Below are 18,746 nucleotides of genomic sequence, written 5' to 3'. Positions count from 1 at the left end.
TAGCCAGACCCTGGCCCGCATGACCCGGGACCTGCCGCTCAGCAGCCCCCTGCCGACCGACGTCTCGGTGTCGTTCGAGTTCTTCCCGCCGAAGACCGAGGCCATGGCGGAAACCCTCTGGCAGGCGGTGCGCCGGCTGGAACCCTTGCGGCCGTCCTTCGTCTCGGTCACCTACGGCGCCGGCGGCTCGACACGCGAGCGCACCCACGAGACCGTGGCCCGCATCCAGGGCGAGACCAGCCTGGACGCCGCCGCCCACCTGACCTGCGTGGACGCCACCCGTGATGAGGTCGATGCCGTCGCCCGGCGTTATTGGGAGGCGGGCATCCGCCACATCGTCGCCCTCAGGGGTGACCCGCCCGAAAGCGACGGCGTCTATCGGCCCACGCCGGGCGGCTACGCCTTCGCCGCCGATCTGGTCACGGGCCTGCGCGACGTGGCCGACTTCGAGATCAGCGTCGCCGCCTACCCGGAAAGCCATCCCGAGGCCGCCAGCGCCGAGGCCGACCTGGACAACCTGAAACGCAAGGTGGACGCCGGCGCCACCCGGGCCATCACGCAGTTCTTCTTCGATACCGCCGTGTTCGCACGCTTTCGCGACCGCGCCGCCGCCGCCGGGATCACCGTGCCCATCGTCCCCGGCATTCTGCCCGTCACCAACTTCAAGACCGTCGCCCGCTTCGCCGGGGCCTGCGGCGCGACCATCCCGCCGTGGATGGCGTCGGTGTTCGAGGGGCTGGATCAGAACGGAGACACCCGCCAACTGGTCGCCGCCATGGTCGCCGCCGAACAGGTGCGTACCCTGGCGGCCGCCGGCGTGGACACCTTTCACTTCTACACCCTGAACCGGGCCGAACTGGCCACGGCCCTGTGCCACATCCTGGGCGTGCGACCGGCGGCCCCGGATGGGGTACCCTCGCCCGGGGCCTGATCCGACCGGGCCCCTCGCGGACCGTCAGGCCCGAGACCTGGGCCTCAGAACCGAAGGCGGAGGATGTCTGGTTTATTCGAGCTGAACCATTCGACCTTTGCCTCGCGCACTCACGATGCCCGCAATGGAGAGCCCCATGACCATATCCCCCATGCTCTTTATATGTTTATTCTTCGCGAGTTTCGGCGTGTTTTTGATGGGAGCCAGCGCGATCTGGTGGGTGTCTTTGCAAGCAAAAGCGACAAAGGAGACGGGAAATGGCAGCACGGTGGCATGATCGGTCGTCCCGGCCCGCGCGACTGTCCTGTCCGGGAGCAGGCCGGGCGACGCGTCGCATGACCCGGGGCCAAAGGCTTCGAGGAGCGGACACATGACGACGGCCCTCGAAACGGAAATCGCCCTCGCCATGGAAACGGAGGTGACGCTGCTGCGGCATCTGCCCTTTCTGCTGCAGGACCTGCCGTCGCTGAGCGGAGACGACCAGGACGTCATTGACGTTCTGAAGGAAGCGGGGCTACCGAAGGGGTGTGCCGTGCTCGATCTCGGCTGCGGGCGCGGCGACATCACGATCCGTTTGGCCAAGGCGTTCGACGCCCATGTCACGGGGTTTGAGGGCCACACCGGCTTCGTCCGGCAGGCCAGACAGGCGGCGGAGGCGGCGGGTCTGTCGGCGCGTTGCCGTTTCGTCGCCGGAGACCTGCGCGGTGCGTTCTCGGAAGAGGCACGGTACGACGCGGTGTTGATGGTCGCCGTCGGTCCGGTCCTGGGCGATATGGCCACGACGGTCGGGGCTCTGCGAACCCTGACGAAGCCCGGCGGGCTGATCGTGATCGGCGACGGTTACCTGGAGCACGGCACCCCGCCGACGGATGCGTATGTGGACTACGCCGACAGGGCGACGACGGAGGCCAGCCTGATCCGGTTCGGCGATACCATCGTCGCCCGTCGCGAACGCAGTCCGACACTGGCCGCCTTCAACGACCTGACGCTCACGGCCGTTCCCAGACGCGCCGAGGATCTGAAGGCGAAACACCCCGAGATCGCGGCCGACCTGGACGCCTATGTCGCGCGCCAGATCGAGGAGGTCGCCTTGATGGACGGCCCCGTCGTGCCGGTGACCTGGGCCCTTCGGCGGGCCGATGGGTAGCCATCCCGGACCGCCATTCCCGACACCCGATCCCGTTTTTCTTCCTCAGACCCGCAGGCACGTCCCATGAGCGATTTCCTCGATCACCTCGACCGTCACGTCCTGTTGTGCGATGGCGGCATGGGCTCCCTGGTGCAGGCCCTGCCCCTGACCATCGAGGAGGACTTCCAGGGCAAGGAGAACTGCACCGAGGTTCTCAGCCTGTCGCGCCCGGACGTGGTGCGCGACATCCACCGGCAGTACTACGCCGCCGGATCGGACGTGGTGCAGACCAACACCTTCGGCGGCTCGCCCATCACCCTGGCCGAGTTCGACCTTCAGGACCGGGCCTTCGAGATCAACCGGCGCGGCGTCGAGCTGGCCCGCGAGGCCGCCGAGGGCTTCTCGGACGGCCGGCGCCGCTTCGTGCTGGGCTCCATCGGCCCGGGCACCAAGCTGCCCAGCCTGGGACACATCGACTACGAGTCCCTGGAAGCCTCCTTCGCCACGCAGGCCGAGGGCCTGATCGCCGGGGGCTGCGACGGTGTGCTTGTGGAGACCTGCCAGGATCCCTTGCAGTTCAAGGCGGCCATCAACGGCACCAAGGCCGCGCGCCTCAGCCAGGGCAAGGCCGACGTGCCGATCTTCCTGCAAGTCACCGTGGAGACCACCGGAACCCTGCTGGTGGGCGCCGACATCGGCGCCGCGACCACGGTCGCCCGGTCGCTGGGCGTGGACTCCATGGGCCTGAACTGCGCCACCGGCCCGGCGGAGATGGCCGAGCACGTGCGCTGGCTGGCGGAGAACTGGCAGGGCCGCATCAGCCTGCAACCCAACGCCGGGCTGCCGGAGCTGCGCGACGGCGCCACCTTCTACCCGCTGACCCCGCGCGAACTGGCCGACTGGCACGCGCGCTTCATCAGTGACGACAAGATCAACCTGGTGGGCGGCTGCTGCGGCACCACGCCCGATCACATCGCCGCCGTCGATGCCATGCTGCGCGCCCGCGCCGCCGACGGCGCCCACCGCCCGGCGGCGGTGCCGCGCACGGCGGTATGGGTGCCCTCCGTCGCCTCGCTGTACTCGCGCGTCGACCTGCGCCAGGAGAACGCCATCCTGTCCATCGGCGAGCGTTGCAACGCCAACGGATCCAAGAAGTTCCGCGAGTTGCAGGACGCCGAGGACTGGGACTCCATCGTCGCCATGGCGCGCGACCAGGTGCGCGAGGGCAGCCACACCCTGGACGTCTGCACCGCCTTCGTCGGCCGCGACGAAGTCTCCGACATGACCGAGGTCGTCTCGCGCCTGCGGGGTTCGGTCAACGTGCCGCTGGTCTTCGACAGCACCGAGACGCCGGTGCTGGAGGCGGCGCTGAAGCTCTACGGCGGCAAGGCCATCCTCAACTCCATCAACTTCGAGGACGGCGAGGCGCCGGCCGCCGAACGCCTGGCCCTGGCCCGCAAGCACGGCGCCGCCGTCATCGCGCTGACCATCGACGAGGACGGCATGGCCAAGACGGCCGACAAGAAGCTGGAGATCGCCCGGCGGCTCTATGACTTCGCCGTCAACCAGCATGGCCTGCCGCCATCGGACCTGATATTCGACCCGCTGACCTTCACCATCTGCACCGGCAACGAGGACGACCGCCGCCTGGGCATCGAGACCCTGGAGGGGATCCGCCTGATCCGCGAGGCCCTGCCCGACTGCCAGATCGTGCTGGGGCTGTCCAACATCTCCTTCGGCCTGAAGGCGGTGGCGCGTCACGTGCTGAACTCGGTGTTCCTGGACCACGCGGTCCGTCACGGTATGACGTCGGCGATCGTGCATGTCTCCAAGATCAAGCCCCTGCACGCCATCCCCGACGCCGAGGTCCAGGCCGCCGAGGCGCTCATCTATGACAAGCGCGAGGAGGGCGGCCCCGACCCCTTGCAGGCGTTCATCGCCCTCTATCAGGATCGCAGCGCCGAGACCGAGAAGAAGAAGGAGCGCCCGGCGTCCGTGGAGGAGCGCCTCAAGCAGCGCATCATCGACGGCGATCGCCAGGGCCTGGACGCCGACCTGGACGAGGCGATGCGGGTCCATCCGCCCCTGACCATCATCAACGAGTTCCTGCTGGGCGGCATGAAGGTCGTGGGCGAGTTGTTCGGCGCCGGCAAGATGCAGTTGCCCTTCGTGCTGCAATCGGCCGAGACCATGAAGGCCGCCGTGGCCCACCTGGAGCCGCACATGGAAAAGATCGAGGGGCAGGAAAAGGGCATCATGGTCCTGGCCACCGTGAAGGGCGATGTTCACGACATCGGCAAGAACCTGGTGGACATCATCCTCACCAACAACGGCTACAAGGTCATCAACCTGGGCATCAAGCAGCCGGTCGCCGCCATCTGCGCGGCGGCCAGGGAGCACAAGGCCGACGCCGTCGGCATGTCCGGCCTGCTGGTCAAGTCCACGGTCATCATGAAGGACAACCTGGAGGAAATGGCCCGCGAGGACTGGGACGTGCCGGTGATCCTGGGCGGCGCGGCGCTGACGCGCGGCTTCGTCGAGGAGGACTGCGTGCGCGCCTACGGCGACCACGGCCGGGTGGCCTACGCCCGCGACGCCTTCGACGGCCTGCACCTGATGGCCAAGGTGATGGAGGGCGGGTTCGACGGCTACCTTTCCGACCTCCAGAACAAGCGCGCCAACCGGCCGTCACGCCGTCGCGCGGCGGTCAACGACGACGTCCTGACGGTGCCGCCGGAAGCCCGCGCGCGCACCAACCGCCCGGTGGAGGCCGAGGAAATCCGCCTGCGCCGCCAGGACCTGCATGCCGGCCTGACGCCGCCGGAGCCGCCGTTCTGGGGACCGCGCGTACTGGAAACGTCCATCGCCACCAAGACCCTGGTGCCCTACGTCAACGAGAACACGCTCTATCAGTTCCAGTGGGGCATCAAGAAGTCCGGCCGCACCCTGGCTGACTGGAAGAAATGGGCCATCCAGGACCTGCGTCCGGTGTTTCACGACATGACGCGGCGCTGCGTGGAGGACAACATCCTGCGGCCACAAGCCGTCTACGGGTACTGGAAGGCGGCCGCCGATGGCGACGCGGTGGTGCTGTTCGAGCCCGACGGCACCACCGAGGTCGCCCGCTTTGCCTTTCCGCGCCAGGACCGGCCGGGCGGGCTGTGCCTGGCCGACTTCTTCCGGGACATCGCCGACGACACCCGCGACGTCATCGGCCTGCAGGCCGTGACCATGGGGCATCGGGTGTCCGAGGTGGCGCGGCAGTGGTTCGCCGAGGACCGCTACAAGGACTACCTCTACCTGCATGGCATCGGCGTGGAGATGGCCGAGGCCCTGGCCGAGGTGGTCCACAAGCGCATTCGCGGCGAACTGGGCTACGCCAGCGAGGACAGCCGCGACATCGAGGGCCTGTTCAAGCAGGACTACCGGGGCTCGCGGTACTCGTTCGGCTACCCGGCCTGCCCCAACCTGGCCGACCAGCACGCCTTGCTGGACCTTCTGGGGGCGGACCGCATCGGCCTGTCGCTGACCGACGAGGACGAACTGGTGCCCGAGCAGTCCACCACCGCCATCGTCGTCCTGCACCCGCAGGCGAAGTACTTCCGGATATAGCCCCGTCCGCGTTTGACGTGGACTCAAGGGGCAGATCCGCGCCGGCCCGGGGCCGACCTGCGATACCGTCAGTCAGCCGAACCAGGCCAGCACCAAGTATTGAACCGCCCCGGGTTTGGCGGAGGTTGGTTGGTGTGAGTGCTACGTCGCCATCGTGGTCTCCCGGAGGGTCTCATGATGGTTCTTCGACCTTTCATGTGGAATTGAAGACGCGGATGGGGGCGCCAATCCGGTTGGGCACCTACGCAAAGGTTGTGGCGGGCCGCCGCTCGGCCGCTTGGGAGCGACCACCAACATCCGTGGCGGCGCATTCGGGAACAGGCCGGGCTCCCCGATGTTCGGATCCATGACTTGCGCCACTCCTACGCCGGTGGCGCCCTCGCGCTAGTGCACTGATCCAGACAAAAGATGCAGTCCGCATTCTTTTTGTCTGGATCGAAAGTGCACGAGAAACAATGTTTTGTGCAGCGACGTTTGCATTCAAGGGGGAATCCCTTGAATGCGTCGCTGCACTAGGCGAGGATTTGCCGATGATCGGCAAACTCTTGGGGCACACGCAGATCCAAACCACGGCTCGGCATGCCCATTTGGCGAATAATTCCGTGAAAGCCGCCGCCAGAAAGATTTCGGACTTCATTGCCGACGCCATCACTGGCCCTTAGCTTCTATAGTCAAGTAATCAAAGCTCCAAAATCTGCTCTGCGGTCCATGTTATGTCCATATAAGCACGCCAATCCATAAAGTAAACTGGAGTTTTGCGAGAAATTTCGTATCTAATTTTTTTAACTTAGAGCAAATCCCGAGCGATCCGAACCAGATCGCGACGACGATTTGCTTTAAAAACAAAAACGTAGAGCGTTTTGGGTGAGTCCAAAATCACGCAACACGCTCTAAGAAAAGAACATCAACTTCACTCAATTCATGAACTCAAACACTGATCTTTTTATCTCTTCCTCTTTCAACGCCACGCTGGCGCTTCGGGGTCCAACGCCTCCTGTTCCAGGCTCCCCTTGTCGCCGGCCCTGGCCCATTCCATTCTGTGTCGCGTCAAGGGGCGGGACAGCAGGCGCTCGATGACGTCGGCGATCAAATGTCCATGCCTATCAATGTCGCCCCAATGGAACATGGGAACCGAGGGCGGCAATATCCGATCCAGATGACGGAAAGTCGCGGCAACCGAACGGGAGGGAAAGCCCCCCGTATAGATCACCAGCCCGTTGTCCTTCACCTCGCGAACATAGCGATTAAAGGACGCCAGATTTTCCACGGACATCAGATAAGGCGGATCACCGACGATGGACATGCCCTCCAGCCATTCCTCTGGTATGCCAATCAAAGGGTCCGCCGAGACCGCGCCCACGCCCCGGATCCTCAAATGGCCCTTGAGAAGGATCGGCGTGGAATATTTCAGCAATCCCAAGGCGGCGAGAACTTCCAGCCCTCTGGCTTCCTCCGGCAAGGGAAAAAACAGCTTGAGCGCCTCTCCGATACGAGGTGCCTGCCGTTCCACCGCCTTTGTGGTCCCAGTGACCTTTTCGGAGAACTTCCGCAGTTCGCAATCCAGATGTTCATCCCGCAGGATGGCGTCGACGCATTTCAGAATGACGGTCAGACCATATCTGTCCCCCGGCTTCAGGGAGCCCAGGGCGGACCGTCCCAATGCCCATCGCTCCCGAACCCTTTCAAGCAAAGGGGAAAGGTCGGCACGTGGGGGCGACAGCTCCGACGACACCTCATCCAGAATAGCGATGGCCCGCTCCCCGGTGGGATCCCGTTTCAGGAAGGCATAAAGCCGCGCGGGGTCCTTCAGGCGTACACGGTCCACCAGATCACGGGCCTTCCTTGACCATTCAATGGTCAGAGCTCCGGCTTCCTCGGCCTGTCGCAACAGGGCATGGAAGCGGACCACGTCGTCGCTCAGGGACATCGCCGTGTAGTCGGGTCGGACCAAGACCCTTGTCGGGTCCCGGTCGGGCCGCTCCTCCATCCGGTCCAGCATCCAGTCCAGCCCCGCGCGGGCATCAACCACGGATTTCACCATCAGCCCCGCCCACTCTCATCGAAGCGACTGGAGTGCGCTTCCACGAACCGTCGGAAATCATCCATGTCATAATGGGCGGGGTTGCGCCGGGCCAGTTCCTCCCGCAAGCGGGCGCCCGGATAGGAGGTTTCCGTATCCGCATAGTCACCGTCGCGCCAGATGTCCACCACGGTCTCCACCTTTTCCAGCAGAACCGCTCGCTTGTCGTATGGCGCCGCCACGATCAGTTGGAGCCCCAGGTCCCGATAATACTCGAAGGCCGCCCAAACATTCTTGGGATCCATGTTGGAAAAGGCTTCGTCCAGGATGACCAGCCCAAGCCCCGGATCGTCCATCACGCCCCGTGTTCCAACCCGGTGCCGCGCCCTGTGATAGAGCGTCGCCAGGGACGCCCCGATGGCCACGTAATAGGGGGTCTGCTGCTCAGCTCCCGATCCCGTTCCCTGGCGGCTCTCCAAATTGGTACGCCGCTTGGTCTGGACATCGATCATTTCCAGGTCGAAGACAAAGTAGTTCCGGTAATCGGCGAAAGCCTCCACCTCCACGTCCGAGGAGAGCAACAGGTCCCGCACCCGGAGCAAAGCCTCGCCATGGGGCGTCTCCTCGGTGATTTCCACCTCCTGGAACAGGGGCAGCAGCAGGCTGTCATCCTCCCGGGAGCGTTGGACCAACTCCCAGACGGCGTGATGACTACCGGAGGGCTCATGGAAGAACCGATAGCGCTCGTTATGAAAGGGATGGCCTTTCAGAGCCTGGGACATGCTATACACGGCCTCTTCAACCCGGCTGAAACGCTCGCGCAGTTCGTGAATGAAGGCATGTTGGAAATAGTATTCCGCCCGTTCCGCGGCCTGCTTGGCCAAATCTTCGTAACGTTGAAGACTGTTGGCCTCGATGGTGACGATCTGCTCGGCCACCCAATCTCGCAGGTCACCCTGGATGGAATGCGTGGAATCGAAGGCCGGGGAACTTTCGTCCAGACGCGTGTACTCCACGTACTGGCGCAGGATTTCAGGTGCTTCCCCCGCCAAATACTTTTCAAGTTTTTCCCTCTCCGCCCCCAGACTCACGGCCGCTGCCTCCAGCTTCCCGCTCCGTCTGGCGAGCACATCAAGGAAATGCTCCCGCCCACCCAGGGTCCGGATCGGACCCAGCGTCGAAAAAAGCCCAAGATAACGCCCGCGCAGAACCTTAACCTGGAATTTGGACCCAGCCTCCTGTTCTCCCCCGCTCAAGCGGGAGGTGGCCCCCTCCACATCGCGTTTGGCCAGGACCAGGGCTTGATTCAGGCCGATTTCCTCCTCCCGATAGGTTTCCAACTGGACGTCGATGACCGCCAGTCGCTCCACGTAGGCGGGGTCGGCGCGATCCCTTTCCTCCGCCATGGCCCGGGCGATCTCCTCCAACCCATCCCGAGCGTGTTCGAAGCGATCCACGGCCTGTCCGAGGCCGGGACGCTCCGCCCAGCCTTCCAGCCCCCGGAAGGCCAGGAGGACGGATCCATGCCGCTTACGGTCCTTTTCCAATTCCGCCGATCGTGCCCTCAAGCCGTCCCGTTCCCGCTCCAGGGAACGCAGGGAGGAGCGGCCCGCATTGGCACCGATCTTGTGGCCGTCGTTTCGCCCCAATTGGCGCACCTCCACGGCCAATCCATCGTCATAGGTGCCGTCGCGCATGATCGCGCGGCCCTCGGCGTGCAGATCCGCGATGGTTTCCGCCAGACGCACGTTTCCGATACGCCGCAGGACAAAGGCCGTGGCCAGGGGGTCGTCGGATCGGACGACGGACGCCAGAGTCCCGGGCTGGGCCGCCCCCCCTTCCGTCAACTTCCGACTGTTAGCGACGCGGCACCCTCGGTAGATCCGGCGGTTATCCTGAAGGTGGCGGATGGCCGTTTCCACATGCTCCCGGCCCACCAGAATCGCCTCCCGGTCCCGGCCCAACAGGACCTCCAGGGCCAGCCGCCAGCCCTCGTCGACCACCTCCAGCCTTTCGCACAGCAAATGGGAGGGGATGCCCATGCGGCGTAGATCCTCGCGCAAGGCCTCTACTTCGGGACGGATCGAAAATCCCCGCCGGGTGATTTCCTCGATCTGACGGGTCAGTTCCCTGGTCCGCCCGTCGACCTCGGCCCGCTCCACGGTCAGGGCGTCTGCGGCGGTTTCCAGACTGCCCGTCAGCCTCTCCCGCTCCAGGCAAAGAGCCCCCAACAGCCCCTCCACGGCCTGGGGGTCCTTGGGCCAACGGGGTGGCTGGTCGGCGCCCCCTTGCTCTCGCAACAGACGCAGGGTCTCCAGGATCCGCCCCAGGTTCGGGGGGATCATGTCGGCGGCCAGAAGGACGTTCACCAGATCGACCACCACCTTGTAGTGCCCCAGGATATCGTTGAAAGCGTCCTTCTTTCCCCGTTCCAGGTCCCCCCGTTGCCCCCGTAATTCGGTCATCCGCTGGGTTTCCGACGCGGCATTGATCAGCCGCTCGAGGCCCTTCCGTTCCGCCTCCAGTTCCGCCCACTCACATTTGATCCTCTCCAGATCCGCCCTGACCACGGCCTGTTTTTCCAAGCCTTCCCGGGCGAGACGCTGGTGACGCCCCATGGCGATCCGGGCGGAAAGGGCCTTCGCCCGTGCCTCGCCCCAGCGGGTGATATCTTGCAGACGCAGGTGCCGCGCATGGGCTTCGATCCGCTCTGCCAGGGGTTTCAGGTGGTCGAGTTTCTTGCGCAGAAGGGTGATTTCACGGGCATACCCTCGGTAATCTCGGATGGACTCCCGCAGTTGATCGATCCGCACGTCATCCTTTTCCAGGATATAGTCGCGGATGAAATCGTTGACGGAGGAAATGTCCTTCAGCCGGGCGGCGTTACCGAAGGCCCTCAGAAAGCGGTCCGGCGGGATTGGCAACCGCCCCGTCGACAGCAGCTTCAAGTAGTCGCCGACGAAATGCATGGCCGGTTTCGATTCCGGATGGGCGATCAGCTGGCCTCCCGCTTCGACGCAGGCGCTCTCCAGCCAGGGGCGGATCACGGCGTCCCAATCCTTGGGCAAGCCTCCCTCTTCCCCGCTTCCCTCGGGCCGATCCACCAGATCGTCGACGGAGAGCTTCACCCCGTCGGCGATGAACCGAGCCCGCGTGCTTTCCTTGGCGTCCTGAACCCGTGCTTCCATGACCACCCCAAGGGTGACGGGCCAGCCGTCGGGCCGCTCGAACGTCAGAAACAAGACACATTGGGCCTCCGGCCGCTTCACCCCCTCCGGCCCATCGCCGGTGCGCCCCAGAATATAGGCATGCACGGACCGCCGTCCCTTGCGTTTCCCCCCACTGGCTCGGGCGTTGAGTTCCAGGTATTTGCCCAAGCCATTGCCGGACATCACCGTCTGGATCAGATCCAGCAGGGTGGATTTGCCCGAGCGGTTTTCCCCCACCAGTGCCGCGTTTCCATCGATATCGATGTCCTGGTGGGGGAATTGGTGCCAGTTCACCATGCCGATACGGGTCAAGCCGATCATGGCGCCTCCTCCCCGTCCGTTCCGCCCTCCGCGTCGGACGTCGCGTCCGGGCCCCGGCTCCTTTCATCCCGCGTCCCCCGAAGGTTCATCAAACCCCGTTCGGACCGGGCGTAGTCCTCTAGAATCCGCAGGGCCTCCCCGTCACGCAACAGGTGGGTCACCATTGGTCGGATGCGCAGGTCCTGGTCTTCCATCTCCCCGTCCATCTCCCCCAGAAGGATCAGGTTCCGACGGTCCAGTTCCTTCAGGGCGCGTTGGAACTCACCGATGGCCATACTCGTCCCGGTCAGACCGGATCTAAGGGTATCGTACAGATCCCAGACCCGGTTGACGGTGGTTTGAACCTCCGCCCGGTCTCCACTGAAATCCCCCCGGTTGGCGGCCTCCTGCCAAGCCTGGCCCACCACCAGCAGAACCAAGGTATCTGCCAGGTTCATGGAAGGTATATGGGAAATCTCGGCTTTGGGAAGCAGTCCCACCCATTGTTCCCGCTGGTGAAGGACGAACTCCAGTCCCAGCACGTCCACCCAATCCTCGATGAAAGACCGGTAGCGCGAGTTGGTCAGAACGTCGTAGGCCTTGGCCACCCCCCGATCACCACTGAACAGGAACTGCCTGTTCAGCAACAGGCGCAGGGCCGCGGAAATATCCTCCGCCGCCTTGCCGCCCGTGGCTTGGTCCAGGCGCTCAAGATCCGGCAGCATCGACCATCCCTTCGTACAGGCTCAGACGGAAATTCGGACAACGGAACCACTCGTCAACCCGCCACCCCTCCGCCCCCTTGATCACATACCACCGTTCCAGGGAGGGCGGCATGCCCCGGCGATAGCGCCGCAATTCGTCGACCACCAGGAACTCTTCCAGCGAGGTAACGGGCATGTCGCGCGCCTCGAGAGACGTCCGCCCATCCAGGACCCGGTCCAGGTAGGCGCGCACTTGGTCCGGCCCAACCTGAAACAACTGGGCATAATCCCGCATCATGGCCCGGCGCAAGGCCTGGGCCGGATCGACGCGGCGACTCTCAAGGGGTTGCCTGGCCACCGGTGGGCGGGGCCGACGGGGCGCGGCCAAAACCGCCCGGCCGAAGTAGAGGGGACGTTCCAGATAAGGCCCCGGCACGATCGAGGACGTCCGCCCAAGGATCTCCGACCGGCCTCGGATTTCCTCCAACCCGCGGACCAGATCCACCACCCGGCGTGAGATCCGCCCTTCCCCCTGTTCGGCGTAGCGGATGGTATTGCTCAGCTTGCTTTCCAACTTGCGGCGGAAGCGATTGATGTGGTCCAGGGAGATGTCGATGTTCCCGAAGACGGCGGCCACGACCCGCAGGTCGTGGTCCAACTGGGCTCGCGCCTCGGCGCCATTGGGACTGATCCGGTCCTCCACATAGCCCTCCATCACCCGCTCGCGGGTATGGTCGGACAGGGAAATGTCCTCGACATCGCGGAGAATTTCCGTTCGATGGCGGTAGGGGTGGTTGGGGCCTTGGATCTCCTCCAGATCCTTCAGCAGCACCTCGCCGATGAAATCCTCGAAAAAGGCCTGGTAGCGAGCCTCCAGGCTGTCGCTGTCCATGACCTTTCTTTCCACCCGCCGCAAATCAGACAGAACCACCCGCAGGGAGCGCTCGAAAGCCTGGGCGTTTTCCGCCGCCTTACGCAGGCCCGCGGCATTGGTCCGGCCGTCGACCCGCACCGCGTTCAAGGCCGTGCGGATGGCGACCACCACGCCCGCGGCGGCCACCGCCAAGCCTTCGCGCAAAGCCACCAGCCGTTCCGTCACCAGCAGGGCCGCGGGTGGCATGTCCACGGTGACCTTCAGGCCCTGGGCCTCTTCCTCCAACCAGCCGGTATCCACCAGCCGCCGATAGATATGTTGGGCCTGCTTGAGCAACCGGTCCTGCCCCGCCTCGTCGGACAGCACCCGCAGCCGTCGCCCTCGCTTTCGGACCACATCGGGCAGACCAAGCAACTCCTCGTCCTCGGTCCAGAGGTCGGGATTGGCGCGCAGGACATTGTAGATGACCAATACCAGATCGTTCCGTTTTGGGTAGACGAACCCCACCCCAAAATACTGATCGTAAATCTCCGTCACCACCTGGGCGTAGAGGTGCCGGTTGGACCGGGAAAAAATCAGGAAGAAATCCGGGGACAAGTGATCGAACAAGAGCATCTGAACACCAGGGAAGAAACAGAAAACCTACAACCCAAATTAGCCCGCTTTATTCATCGGGGTTGGCGGGTGTAGCGTAAGATCCTGAGATCGCGTATTTTCTGGGTGTCGAAGCCAAAAACACGGATCCCCAGATCACGACGCCCGCCATGGACGAACGTACCCTCCCGCTGACCGGCCTGTCACCGGTTCTCGACAAGGACATCGTCGCCCGGTTTGACGGCGGCGCCGCCTCCTCGGACGGCGGTCTGCTGGCGCTGCGCGAAATCGAACGGCGCACCGGGCTGGCCGGCCGACAGGCCGACGGCCTGGACGATCCGCGCGACCCCGGCCACATCCAGCACACCCTGGCCGACATGAACCCGGATCTGTCACCAGGGTTCGGGCGGGCTGAGGCTTTGTGAACGATAACAGACGTTTATCGTAGATTTCGGGCGGCCGATTTTTTACAGGATGTTTTTGGCGGTCTCGTTCAGCCAGGCCAGGGCGCCCTTGGTCGAGGTCCAGGTTTCCAGGCTGGAGAAGACATAGAGGACGGCCTCCTCCTTTGATCCCAGGGCATAGTGGGGCGGCGGCTGTTTCGGCAGGCGTGTCTCGCCGAGCAGGTACGCCGGCACATGGGGGTTGGCCTTGATCGCCGCGGCCAATGCCTTGCCGGCCCCCGATGTGGGCCCGCCCTGTTTGTACTTCAGCAGGGCGTCGGTGTAGGCCCACTCGGCGAAGTCCGGCTCCTCGTACTCGTCGAGCAGGTCCCGGGCGGCCTCGAACAGGTTCAGGTGCAGCAGTTTCGGCGCCAGCACATGGCGGATGCCCAGGTTGTCGTTCGGGCACAGTCGCAGCATGTCGCGCCAGTGGGCCACGGCCTCGTCGCGGTCCCCCATCTCCCACAGGCAGTCGGCCAGAGCCGCCCGCGCCCGCATGTAGGGGCGCGTTTCCAGGATCCCCCAGAAGTGCCCCTCCTCCTCCTCGAATGCCTCCTCCCCCAGGGCGTGCCACACGGCCTGTTCCCCGGCGGCCACGGCCTTGTCCAGGGTGGCCCGCCTCTCAATGATGCCCTTGGCCTCCTCCTCGGCCAGCAGCAGCCAGGCGTCGGCGCAGAGCTCCGAGATCCCGAGCGCCCGCTTCGCCAGGGCAATCCGCTCCCGTTTCGTCCCGCGTTCCCAGGCGTCATACATGACATCCTGCGCCGCGTGGAGCGGATCGGCCTCCGCCTCGCCCAGGAGATCGTCAACGACCAGGCTCCTCTGGAGATTGGCCATCATCTTCTCCATGGCCACCCGCGGGGGAAGGTCCTCCGGAAGCGGGGCCGGGGACGGATCGGTTTTCCGGCGTTTCCGGGGCACCGGCTTGGGGGCCGTCTTGCCGTTTTTGCGGCGGGTCTTGCTGACGGGCACGGCGTCTCTCCCTTCTGATACTGAGCAACACTTGCATTGACTCGGCGGGCCCATGGTCTCAACGGCCCGCCGAAGAAGATGAGTCTTTGATTTTCTCGCCGCAGCGCCCCTTCGGGGCGCGCGGCTCCGCGGCTTCGCCGCGCCGGCGTAGTCAGGCCGGCCGGCCTTCGAAAAGGTCACTCTTTTCGTCGGCCGGGATGTCTGAACCACATCGGGAAGGATAGCAAAACCGCGCCGTCCGGGTCCCGTTTTCTTCTCGTCCGGGCCACCGTCCTTTTCGAACACCACCGACGCCTGCTCGCTGAGCATTCGCCTCCACTGGTTGATCAAGGTCGGGTGGACGCCGCACTTGGCGCTCAACTCGGACACGGTCTTCTCACCCCGCAAGGTCTCCAGGGCCACCTTGGCCTTGAATGCGGCGCTGTGGTTGCGGCGGGTCTGCTTCGGCATCGTGGCCTCTCCTGTGTGGTCCAGGAAGCTCACCTCAGAGCCAACCAACCTGTCCAGATCCTTGGGGCCAGCTCAATCATGAAAGGTCCCGCGAGGAACCGCTATTCCCTCTTTGTACGCCGCAGCGGCTCTCTGGCGCGCCGAGGCCCCAGCCCGAGCCACCGTCACCCGCTCCACCGCTGACTTGGCGGATTGTCCGCCAAAGGCACACCCAATCGGGAAGCTGTGGGGAGGTGATCGTTTTGGCACAGGCGGGATTCTGAGGGATTTGCCGAAACGTATTGGGATCCCAAGAAAAATTGGGCCGGCGGCCGAAAGGGGATTTGGCACAGCCTGGTTGCGAATGATCGCGGATCGGCAGGGATTTGGCACACGGCCGAGCGGGGATGATCGCCGGTCCGCGCCGCTTGATCAGTCGTTGATCTTGGCGACCCAGCGTCCGCCACGGTCCCATACATCGTAGCTATACCGGAAGTCATTACAGTAAAAAACGAAACCGGACGAAGGCCAACGTCGGACGATACTGGACACGCTATCGCAACGCCAACCAAAACGACGGATCAGCGCTGCACCTTCGTTTACAACACCCTGAACGTCTCCTATCTCTTTAGTCCAGCTACCTCGTGTGTATGGCACGTCCGCAGCCTGGGTTGGCGCGGCGATGGCTAGTACTAGCGTTAGGGCAGTGGTGCACGATAAGAGGTGCCGGCAGAACATGGTGGAATCTCCTGATGATGCACTCAATAGCCGCGCATACGGCTGACGAACACACGTAGTTCTATACGATCTATAATCAATCCTTCGAGAAACCAACCTTACGCCGAGTGTTTCCACGCTTGACCGTCGATGGTGACGCCAATAAATCTTGGTCTTACTGCCTTCGCCACCCAAAAACATGGTGGTATACTGCATCAAGCTGTTCGTCGGTCAATTCCTTCAATGACGTTGTTCCGAAGCGCTCCTTAGCGAAAAGGCGATAGCGCTCAGCACCGCCTGGGAACTCTTTGGCGCGAGCATTGATTGACGCGTAGCGTTTTTTTCGCCAATCGGGGACTCGCGTCTTGGCTGAGGACATGGAAAGGACAATGCCGGTCTGGCGCTGAAGCCAAGTAACGGCCTTGTCAAAATCATCCTGCTTTATCTCATGGTAACTATTGACGCCCATGTATCGATTGAAGGCGCTCCGCAGAGCTTTATATTCTGGGCTCGTCTTTCGCACAAGATCGCGCACTCGTGCCCACTCGGCAAACATCTCGTTGATCTGTTTTTTCTGTGCGGCGTCAATAGTGCCGACACCCGTCTGAACATAGACCTTCCTAACAATTTTTGGTTCGTGAAGATTGATCGAATTTCCATTCCCGACGATGTTGTTGTTGCCGGTTATAGTGTGACCGGAAGATTTTGAGTGGGATCGTTTTTCATCCCCGCCAATGATCTGGCGTAAGCGCTGTTTACGATCTTCGGCACTGTCGTTCATAGCTAGATGTCTTCTTTTATTTACCCGGCCATCCGCAATATACGGACGACTACACCTCTGTCGACAGGCTTCGTCCGCTGACCAGACTCCGGTCGAGCCAAATCATAAAGCAGTGAAATTGCCTCAGCTTCTTGCGTCGGCGTAAGCTTGACTTCGCGCAGATCCAATTCCTCGTGCAGGACTTCTATACAGTCACGCAGAAGATCTGTATCCACCGCCTGTTTAGGCTGTTCTGCACTGCCGTCGCGGTGCATCGGACCGTCGCCCGTCAGCAGCCAATCCAGCGTGACCCCACCATGTTCCGCTATCCGAATGAGATGCGGCGCCTTCGGAATTGCGCCCTTATTCCAGGCACGGTCCCAGGAGCCAGGGGGAACACCGGCCTGTTTGGCCCACTGAAAGGGTGGTGCGTCTGCCACCAACTCGCCGAGCCGCGCACGAAATCCAGCGTCTGTATCGATTTCGGGGTTCACACTCCGAACTCCGAAATTTGTGCACTCCAGCAACGGTCGTTTCGGAGTTCCCTTTTTTCTTCTAATACCAATGCGTTGCGGACCAGCAATCGGTTTTCCGAATTCGCGGAACTCTGAAATCCGTTTTCGGACTTACGTGGGTCTGAAAACGGAAATATGATTTTTCTCATGAGCACACACCACAGAAGCAACGAGGTTCCGAAAGAGCCCGCCGCGCGGCGGGCGTGGATCCTCTATCAGTTGCGGTTGCGCGGGCTGAGTTTTCGGCAACTCGCTCGCACGGTCGGCGTCTCGGGCCGCGCCCTGACGGACGCCTGCGTCAATCCGAACATCCACCTGGAGCCGGTGATTGCCGAAGCGATCGGCATGACGGCCCAGGATCTGTGGCCTGAGCGCTGGTGCTCCGAGACCGGCCGCCGCCTCACGCAGACGCGGTCTCCGGCCCGGCACCGGATGCGCTCACTCTCTGAACATACCGCGCCCGCCCCTGGCGGTCAGCGGCAAAAGGAGCGTGTGGCATGAGCACGACGACGCGACGAGGAGGTCTGGCGGCGGTGCGGCTGCTGGATGACGGGACGGCGAGCGCCCGCGCCACCTACTGCCAGATGAGCCTCCGCGCGCGGCATATGTCGCCCACGGCTGCCATGCGGGCACTGGCCGACCTGATGGACCTGGTCGTTTGGGCGCATGCCTGGGACGCGCCCAGACAGACCGCCGGGATGGCGGACGCCTTGACCGCCGCGCGCGACAGGCTGGTCAGCGCACTGGACGACGGTACCACGCTGTGGGTGGACGGCGCGCCGGTAGAGCGGGCGATGCTGGCGCTCCAAGAGCCGGACGCCCTGGCGACCCTGGTGGTTCGCGAGCCCCGGGGGGCGGTGGCATGAGCATGGATCACGAAAGCGCCGGCTCGGGCCGGATGGATTGGGATGCTCGCCGGCAGGCGCAGCATGACCGGGCGTTCGAGGTCGCCCAGGGGCTGGGCGAGATCCCGCCGTGGGCGCTGACCTTCATGCGCCTGTACGCGCACCCTTCGCGCCCAAGCGTGGAGGACGTGCTGGCGGACTGGCCAGAGGACGGGACGGTCCCGGCGCCGACGGCCGACGAGGCGCAGGACCTCATCGCGCGCCTGAAGGCGATGCGCCCGGCGCGCCCCGCCCCTAGAGGTCTGTCGCCGTTGCCGGCGATCAGTCTGAGGCCTTTCCTCGACGCGCGATCTGAACTCGCCGTGTGATCCCGGCGAGGCGCACCAAGCGTGCATCGCCATCCTGGATGTAATCCAAGGCACTGCCCGTGATGAGGCCGTTCATGTCCGTCTTCAGTCTCGCCGACGCCTCTTCGAGTGCCGCCTGCACCTCGTCTTCCGCGAGGACCTCGCGGTGCAAGAGGAGTTCGATCAAGGCAAGGTTCATGTCCAGGAGCAGCAGTTCTCATTTTGAGCTGAAAGGCTTGGACACGGGACACGGGATGTGATTCACCCTCTGGGTGAGGTGGCTTGAAGAGCAAATCGCGGCGCTGCGGGAGCGGTGCGCGGCCCTGCCGGATCGGCGGACGGGGC

Annotated in this window: 15 protein-coding genes and 1 pseudogene; 8 read left to right on the top strand and 8 right to left on the bottom strand. The window is 63.8% G+C overall.

The window, feature by feature from the left end:
- Positions 1 to 19: 19 nt before the first annotated feature.
- From metF to metH, 4 genes are all read left to right on the top strand, one after another.
- Positions 20 to 931, top strand: a complete 912-nt coding sequence (metF, locus tag GGD89_RS05125; protein WP_184043157.1) for a methylenetetrahydrofolate reductase — start codon at positions 20 to 22, stop codon at positions 929 to 931.
- 136 nt (positions 932 to 1,067) lie between these two features.
- Positions 1,068 to 1,208: a hypothetical protein gene (locus GGD89_RS05120; RefSeq protein WP_184043047.1), complete on the top strand. Its 141-nt coding sequence runs from the start codon at positions 1,068 to 1,070 to the stop codon at positions 1,206 to 1,208.
- Positions 1,209 to 1,349: 141 nt separating this feature from the next.
- Positions 1,350 to 2,078, top strand: coding sequence for a methyltransferase domain-containing protein (locus GGD89_RS05115; RefSeq protein ID WP_184043046.1), 729 nt, complete (start codon positions 1,350 to 1,352; stop codon positions 2,076 to 2,078).
- Between the two features lie 66 nt (positions 2,079 to 2,144).
- Entirely contained in the window at positions 2,145 to 5,672 is a 3,528-nt protein-coding gene (gene metH / locus GGD89_RS05110) for a methionine synthase (protein ID WP_184043045.1), read from the top strand.
- A 958-nt stretch (positions 5,673 to 6,630) separates the two neighbouring features.
- Here metH and GGD89_RS05105 read toward each other — a convergent pair.
- The 4 genes from GGD89_RS05105 to GGD89_RS05090 are packed head-to-tail and all read right to left on the bottom strand — an operon-like array spanning position 6,631 to position 13,394.
- A complete protein-coding gene (locus GGD89_RS05105) occupies positions 6,631 to 7,713 on the bottom strand; it encodes a Wadjet anti-phage system protein JetD domain-containing protein (protein ID WP_184043044.1) in 1,083 nt (360 codons plus the stop codon).
- On the bottom strand, positions 7,713 to 11,222 hold the full coding sequence (locus GGD89_RS20345) for an SbcC/MukB-like Walker B domain-containing protein (RefSeq protein ID WP_184043043.1): 3,510 nt from the start codon (positions 11,220 to 11,222) through the stop codon (positions 7,713 to 7,715). Before GGD89_RS20345 ends, GGD89_RS05105 begins: the two co-directional genes overlap by 1 nt.
- Positions 11,219 to 11,926, bottom strand: a complete 708-nt coding sequence (locus GGD89_RS05095; protein ID WP_184043042.1) for a DUF4194 domain-containing protein — start codon at positions 11,924 to 11,926, stop codon at positions 11,219 to 11,221. The genes GGD89_RS20345 and GGD89_RS05095 overlap by 4 nt, the downstream gene beginning before the upstream one ends.
- A complete protein-coding gene (locus tag GGD89_RS05090; RefSeq protein WP_184043041.1) occupies positions 11,910 to 13,394 on the bottom strand; it encodes a Wadjet anti-phage system protein JetA family protein in 1,485 nt (494 codons plus the stop codon). The genes GGD89_RS05095 and GGD89_RS05090 overlap by 17 nt, the downstream gene beginning before the upstream one ends.
- 149 nt (positions 13,395 to 13,543) lie before the next feature.
- Between GGD89_RS05090 and GGD89_RS05085 the strand changes: the two genes are divergently transcribed.
- Positions 13,544 to 13,798 (top strand): transposase, encoded by a 255-nt coding sequence (locus GGD89_RS05085; protein ID WP_184043040.1) that lies wholly within the window; start codon positions 13,544 to 13,546, stop codon positions 13,796 to 13,798.
- A 42-nt stretch (positions 13,799 to 13,840) separates the two neighbouring features.
- On the opposite strand, the gene GGD89_RS19955 is transcribed toward GGD89_RS05085, so the two are convergent.
- The 4 genes and pseudogenes from GGD89_RS19955 to GGD89_RS05070 form a co-directional block, all read right to left on the bottom strand.
- Positions 13,841 to 14,788: a hypothetical protein gene (locus tag GGD89_RS19955; protein WP_343058546.1), complete on the bottom strand. Its 948-nt coding sequence runs from the start codon at positions 14,786 to 14,788 to the stop codon at positions 13,841 to 13,843.
- 306 nt (positions 14,789 to 15,094) lie between these two features.
- Positions 15,095 to 15,238 (bottom strand): annotated as a pseudogene (locus tag GGD89_RS19950) (transposase); the annotation flags it as partial.
- An 871-nt stretch (positions 15,239 to 16,109) separates the two neighbouring features.
- Entirely contained in the window at positions 16,110 to 16,715 is a 606-nt protein-coding gene (locus tag GGD89_RS05075; RefSeq protein WP_184043038.1) for an ORF6C domain-containing protein, read from the bottom strand.
- 20 nt (positions 16,716 to 16,735) lie between these two features.
- Positions 16,736 to 17,188 carry a helix-turn-helix domain-containing protein gene (locus tag GGD89_RS05070; RefSeq protein WP_184043037.1) on the bottom strand — a complete coding sequence of 151 codons (453 nt, stop codon included), beginning with the start codon at positions 17,186 to 17,188 and terminating at the stop codon, positions 16,736 to 16,738.
- A gap of 168 nt (positions 17,189 to 17,356) precedes the next feature.
- On the opposite strand from GGD89_RS05070, the gene GGD89_RS05065 reads away from it, so the two are divergent.
- Genes GGD89_RS05065 through GGD89_RS05055 form a run of 3 tightly spaced genes read left to right on the top strand, consistent with a single transcriptional unit; the run spans position 17,357 to position 18,422 of the window.
- A complete protein-coding gene (locus tag GGD89_RS05065) occupies positions 17,357 to 17,710 on the top strand; it encodes a helix-turn-helix domain-containing protein (protein ID WP_184043036.1) in 354 nt (117 codons plus the stop codon).
- Positions 17,707 to 18,075 (top strand): hypothetical protein, encoded by a 369-nt coding sequence (locus GGD89_RS05060; protein WP_184043035.1) that lies wholly within the window; start codon positions 17,707 to 17,709, stop codon positions 18,073 to 18,075. Before GGD89_RS05065 ends, GGD89_RS05060 begins: the two co-directional genes overlap by 4 nt.
- Complete coding sequence (locus GGD89_RS05055) at positions 18,072 to 18,422, top strand: hypothetical protein (RefSeq protein ID WP_184043034.1); 351 nt, start codon at positions 18,072 to 18,074, stop codon at positions 18,420 to 18,422. The genes GGD89_RS05060 and GGD89_RS05055 overlap by 4 nt, the downstream gene beginning before the upstream one ends.
- The last annotated feature ends 324 nt before the right edge of the window (positions 18,423 to 18,746 follow it).

Source organism: Roseospira visakhapatnamensis (assembly GCF_014197915.1).
GTDB lineage: Bacteria > Pseudomonadota > Alphaproteobacteria > Rhodospirillales > Rhodospirillaceae > Rhodospira > Rhodospira visakhapatnamensis.
This window is presented reverse-complemented; position numbering and strand designations above follow the sequence as displayed.